Source organism: Thermomicrobium sp. 4228-Ro, from assembly GCF_026241205.1.
Classification (GTDB): domain Bacteria; phylum Chloroflexota; class Chloroflexia; order Thermomicrobiales; family Thermomicrobiaceae; genus Thermomicrobium.
Map to the genome: position 1 here is coordinate 1 of NZ_JAPFQM010000007.1, position 4,933 is coordinate 4,933.

Consider the following 4,933-nt stretch of genomic DNA (forward strand, 5'->3'; position numbering starts at 1 on the left):
CAATCCCAATGAGCGCGGCTCCGCCCTCCCAGCGACACACCCTTCCCCGCACCGGCTCGAGGCGAGAGAGTCCGCTGCAGCTTGCACGACCGTCCGTCTACCGCAGGTGGTGGTCGACCGCCGAGGCTCCGTCAGCACCCCACAGCGATCGCGCGATCCGTCGAGCGAACAGCCCGTCACCGGTCAGGGACTCGCCGTTCCGTTCGAGACCGCGACCGGGACTCTTGAGGTCGTCGTATCGCTCTGCTATCATACTGTCCGACAGCTCTGCCGTCTCACGTGCGCCGAAGGGGGCGACGGGTGGTGACCCGGGAGGTTTGGAAACTCCCGACTCAGGTAGCGATCCAGCTCGGTCGCCAGATCCTGACGGTCGCGCACGATCCTGGTGCGACGCTCCCGTCGGAACAGGAGATCTGCGCACAGTACGACGTATCCCGCACGGTCGCACGCGAGGCGATGCAACTTCTCGGGAGCCTCGACATCGTGCGGATCTCCTCCGGACGCCGGATGACACTACGCCCACCCGAGGACTGGAACTACCTCCACCCGCTGATGCTCGAGATCCTCGACCCAGTGGAGGTTCGGCGTCTTCTAGCCGACCTCCACGAGGTGCGCCTCATGATCGAGCCAGTCGTCGCGGCACGCGCCGCTCAGCGCATCGGGATGGACCAGCTGCATCGACTGGAGGCGATACTCGGTCGCATGCGGGCACTGGAGAGCGATCCCGATCGGTACCTCGAGTACGACCTCCAGTTTCACGCCGAGATCTGCAACGTCCTCGACAATCGCGTCTTGCATCGGATCCTGTACTCCTGCCGCTGGCTCCTCATGGCCAGCCGACGAGTGACCAACCGGCTCTGGGCCTCCCTCGCTGCCGTGACCGAAGAGCACGAGCGCATCTTCCGAGCGTTGGCCCAGCAGGACCCCCAGGCGGCCGAGGCAGCGATGCGCTCTCACCTCGAAGGCAATGCCCGTGCGTGGTCCTTGCCGCCCGACCTGATGGTCGAGGCACTCGAGCATCCAGCCGGTCCGCGAGGGAAGCCGGCCTTGCCGGCAGCCGAGGCTTCCCCGCGACCGAGAGAATCGCGAGTCCGCGCACCGCGAGACGTTGGATCCGTCGCATCGGCACACGTGAGGAAGGAGAGGAGGACACGATGAGCACCGCACGCAACCGAGGGGTCACACGGCGACAAATCATGCGGCGAGCGCTCGCGCTCGGTCTTGCGCTCTCCAGCGGATCGAGCCTCCTGGCTGCCTGCGCCGGCGGAACCCAACCGACACCGACGCCAGCCCCGCAGGCAGCTCAGACCCCCGCGACTACTGGTACCGAGGACAAACTGGAGATCTTCAGCTGGTGGACGAACCCGGGTGAGGCCGACGGCCTGGCAGCGCTTTTCGACATCTTCAAGAAGCGGAAGCCCGGCGTGGAAATCATCAACGCTACAGTCGCCGGAGGCGCAGGGACCAATGCCAAGGCCGTTCTGGTCACCCGCATGCAGGGAGGAAACCCGCCTGACAGTTTCCAAGTCCATGCGGGGCAGGAACTCATCGGTACCTGGGTCGTGGCCGGGAAGATGGAGCCGATCAACGATCTCTTCGAGCAGGAGGGCTGGCTGAAGGTCATGCCCAAGACGCTGCTCGACCAGATCTCGTACAAAGGCGAGTTCTTCTCGGTACCCGTCAATATCCACCGCTCGAACATGCTTTGGTACAACAAGAAACTTCTGGCTGACCATGGACTCCAACCGCCGCGGACGCTCGACGACTTTTACACGGTGGCCGAAAAGCTCAAAGCGGCCGGCGTCACGCCGCTCTCGGTCGGCGGCAAGGACAAGTTCGAGGTCCCGCACCTGTTCGAGGACCTGCTCCTCGCGGTGTTCGGTCCGACCGACTACACGAAGCTGTTCAGCGAACCGAGCGTGTGGGAATCGGACCCGCGCGTGGACGAGGCGATCGAGGTACTCGACCGCTTCCTGAGCTTCGCGAACGAAGATCGCGCGGCCCTCAGTTGGGCGGACGCCGCCCAGCGTGTCATCGACGGGACCGCTGCGATGACGATCATGGGTGACTGGGCCTATGGTTATTTCATCAACAAAGGGGCCAAGCCTGGCGAGGTCTTCGGGTGGGCTCCCTCACCAGGGACCGATGGGATGTTCATGTGGCTGAGCGACAGCTTCGGCCTGCCGAAGGGCGCGCCGCACCGCTCCAATGCGATCGAGTGGCTGAAGGTTTGTGGCTCGCGCGAGGGCCAGGACGCCTTCAACCCGAAGAAGGGATCGATCCCGGCGCGAACCGATCCCGACAAGAGCGTGTACGACGAGTACCTGCGCTACTCGATCGACCGGTTCGCTCAGGACGCACTGGCACCGAGTGTCGTGCACGGCGCAGCCGCGAACGAGGCCTACATGACCGAGTACGGGAACGCGCTCAACGTCTTCTCGGCCAGCCGTGACAAGAAGCAGGTCAAGTCCATGCTGATCGAGGCAGCGCGCGAACTCTCTCGCTAGACCCAGAGCGCTCGAACACGGACGTGGAGTCGAACGATGGCGGAAAAGGCGGCGGGGGCGGTCCGGCCGGCCATGGCCCGACGGGAGGCGGTTCTCGAGTCCCGCCTCCCGCGTGTCGGCCAGTGGCTTCCTCTCCTCGTGATCGCTCCGTCTGTGGTAGCGATTCTCGTGTTCGTGTACGGCTTCATCCTCTGGACGACACTGGTCTCGGTGAGTCGCTGGCAAGGAATCGTCCCTGATTTCACCTTCGTCGGGTTCCGTAACTATGCGACGATCTTTTTGTCCTACCGTTTCCAGAGCGACCTCCGGAATACGATCGTCTTCACGGTCTTTTTCTTGCTCGGTTCGCTGGCGATCGGCCTCCTCCTCGCGGTCCTCCTCGACTCGAAGGTGCGAGGAGAGTCGTTCTTCCGGACAGTGTATCTTTTCCCGATGGCGATCTCCTTCGTGGTGACCGGCACTGCCTGGCAATGGCTTTTCGTGCCCGGGACGCCCCAAGAGCCGACTGGCCTGAACTTGCTCTTTCGGAAGCTGGGACTGCCGATCTTCATCGACTGGAGCACCACGTCCGACGTCTGGCCCAACGGCGGCTTGCAGGTCGAGTGGCTCCGCGTACCGCTCGGAATCCCGCTCGCCATGCTCCCTGTCATCATCGCCGCTATCTGGCAGATGTCCGGCTTCACGATGGCGATGTATTTGGCCGCCTTGCGGGGAATCCCCGACGAACTCCGCGAAGCAGCTCGCGTGGACGGTGCCAGCGAGTGGCAGGTCTTCCGCTATATAACCTTTCCCCTCTTGCAGCCGATCACCCTCAGTGCCGTGATCGTCCTCGGCCACATTTCCCTCAAGATCTTCGACCTCATCATGACTCAGACCGGCGGCGGTCCCGGCTTCGCGACTGACGTACCGGGCATCTTCATGTACGAGACGACCTTCAAGAGCAACAAGTACGCCGAGGGCGCAAGCATCGCCATCGTCATGCTGGTGATGGTCTCGATACTCATCGTCCCCTACTTGATCTGGCGACTGCGATCGGAGACCGAGCGATGAGCGCGCCACGGATACCCGCTCCCACGATCCGACTGTCTCAGCTTGCGAAATACGCGATTTTGCTCGCCTTCGCAGTGTTCTATCTTCTGCCTGTCTACCTTATGTTCATTACGGGAATGAAAAGTTTCGCCGAAGTGAACATTAACCGCATGTGGGACCTTCCGTCCGGTCTGCGCTTCGACAGTTTCCAGGCAGCCTGGAACACGCTACGTCTCAGCTTCCTCAACAGCCTGCAGATGGTGATTCCCGCTACCGTCATCTCGAGCCTTCTCGGCTCGCTCAACGGTTACGTCCTGGCCAAGTGGCGATTCCGCGGCTCCGATGTCCTCTTCACCGCGATCCTGTTCGGAATGTTCATTCCCTACCAGAGTATCCTCATCCCGCTCGTCTTGACCCTGCAGCGCCTCGGTCTTTACGGATCTATCAGTGGACTCATCCTCACCCATGTGGTCTACGGCATTCCGATCACGACGCTCATCTTCCGCAACTACTATGCCTCCATTCCTACTGAACTTCTCGAAGCAGCGAAAGTGGATGGTGCCGGGTTTTTCAATATCTATTGGCGCATCATCCTTCCGCTCTCCGCAACCGGCTTCGTCGTCGTGGCGATCTGGCAATTCACCTCGATTTGGAACGAGTTCCTCTTCGGACTCGTCATCACGAACTCGCCAGAACAGAGACCGGTGACGGTTGCCCTGCAGAACATCGCCGGAAGTCAGTACACGATGTGGAACGTCCAGATGGCCGGGGCGCTTCTCGTCGCGCTGCCCACTCTACTGGTCTACATCCTTCTGGGTCGCTACTTCCTGCGTGGCTTGCTGGCGGGTTCGCTCAAGGGTTAGTCGCCTGGAGTCGACCGAGCCTCGTCGCTCCCGCGCCCGCGGTCCCCGCGAGCTGCTCAGCGTCGGCGATGGCAGGCTTCGTATTCCGGACACCGCTTCCCTTCGCCGACGAGCAGACTCCAGCGCTGCTGGAGCGCATCCGGCGCTGGCCAGGAGCTGCTTCCCCTCCCTTCACCCCCCAGCTCGCGCAGCGACCAGAACGGTCACCGGAACCCGCTTTCGCCAACGCAGTCCACCGTCATTGCACTCCCGCCATCACTGCATATCATTACTGCGGAGACGCTTCATCGATCGCTCACCGGTCGACCGACTCGGATCGAAGAGAGCGCGAAGGGAATTCGATGCGACGCAGAGAACTCCTGATGTTTCTCGCGACCCTACCCCTTACCGTCAGTGCTGCCTGCCGGCGTTCGAACCAGCCGGCGACCGATACCGTCGACTCCTACACCGGGAGTTCCACCGCGTACGCGACGACCGCCACGAACGCCGGGAGTCCGAGCCCGTCCGCCACGAGCACATATGAAATGATCGATA

5 protein-coding genes are annotated in these 4,933 nt (G+C 62.4%); 4 read left to right on the plus strand and 1 reads right to left on the minus strand.

Annotated features, from left to right (window positions below):
• Positions 1-97: 97 nt before the first annotated feature.
• Positions 98-253: a hypothetical protein gene (locus OO015_RS13600; protein ID WP_265942101.1), complete on the minus strand. Its 156-nt coding sequence runs from the start codon at positions 251-253 to the stop codon at positions 98-100.
• Positions 254-303: 50 nt separating this feature from the next.
• On the opposite strand from OO015_RS13600, the gene OO015_RS13605 reads away from it, so the two are divergent.
• The 4 genes from OO015_RS13605 to OO015_RS13620 are packed head-to-tail and all read left to right on the plus strand — an operon-like array spanning position 304 to position 4,399.
• Entirely contained in the window at positions 304-1,158 is an 855-nt protein-coding gene (locus tag OO015_RS13605) for a FadR/GntR family transcriptional regulator (RefSeq protein ID WP_265942103.1), read from the plus strand.
• A complete protein-coding gene (locus OO015_RS13610; RefSeq protein ID WP_265942105.1) occupies positions 1,155-2,507 on the plus strand; it encodes an ABC transporter substrate-binding protein in 1,353 nt (450 codons plus the stop codon). The genes OO015_RS13605 and OO015_RS13610 overlap by 4 nt, the downstream gene beginning before the upstream one ends.
• A gap of 36 nt (positions 2,508-2,543) precedes the next feature.
• The gene (locus OO015_RS13615; protein ID WP_265942107.1) at positions 2,544-3,557 is read left to right on the plus strand and encodes a carbohydrate ABC transporter permease; all 1,014 of its coding nucleotides are present in this window, start codon (positions 2,544-2,546) and stop codon (positions 3,555-3,557) included.
• A complete protein-coding gene (locus tag OO015_RS13620) occupies positions 3,554-4,399 on the plus strand; it encodes a carbohydrate ABC transporter permease (RefSeq protein WP_265942109.1) in 846 nt (281 codons plus the stop codon). The genes OO015_RS13615 and OO015_RS13620 overlap by 4 nt, the downstream gene beginning before the upstream one ends.
• Positions 4,400-4,933 lie beyond the last annotated feature (534 nt).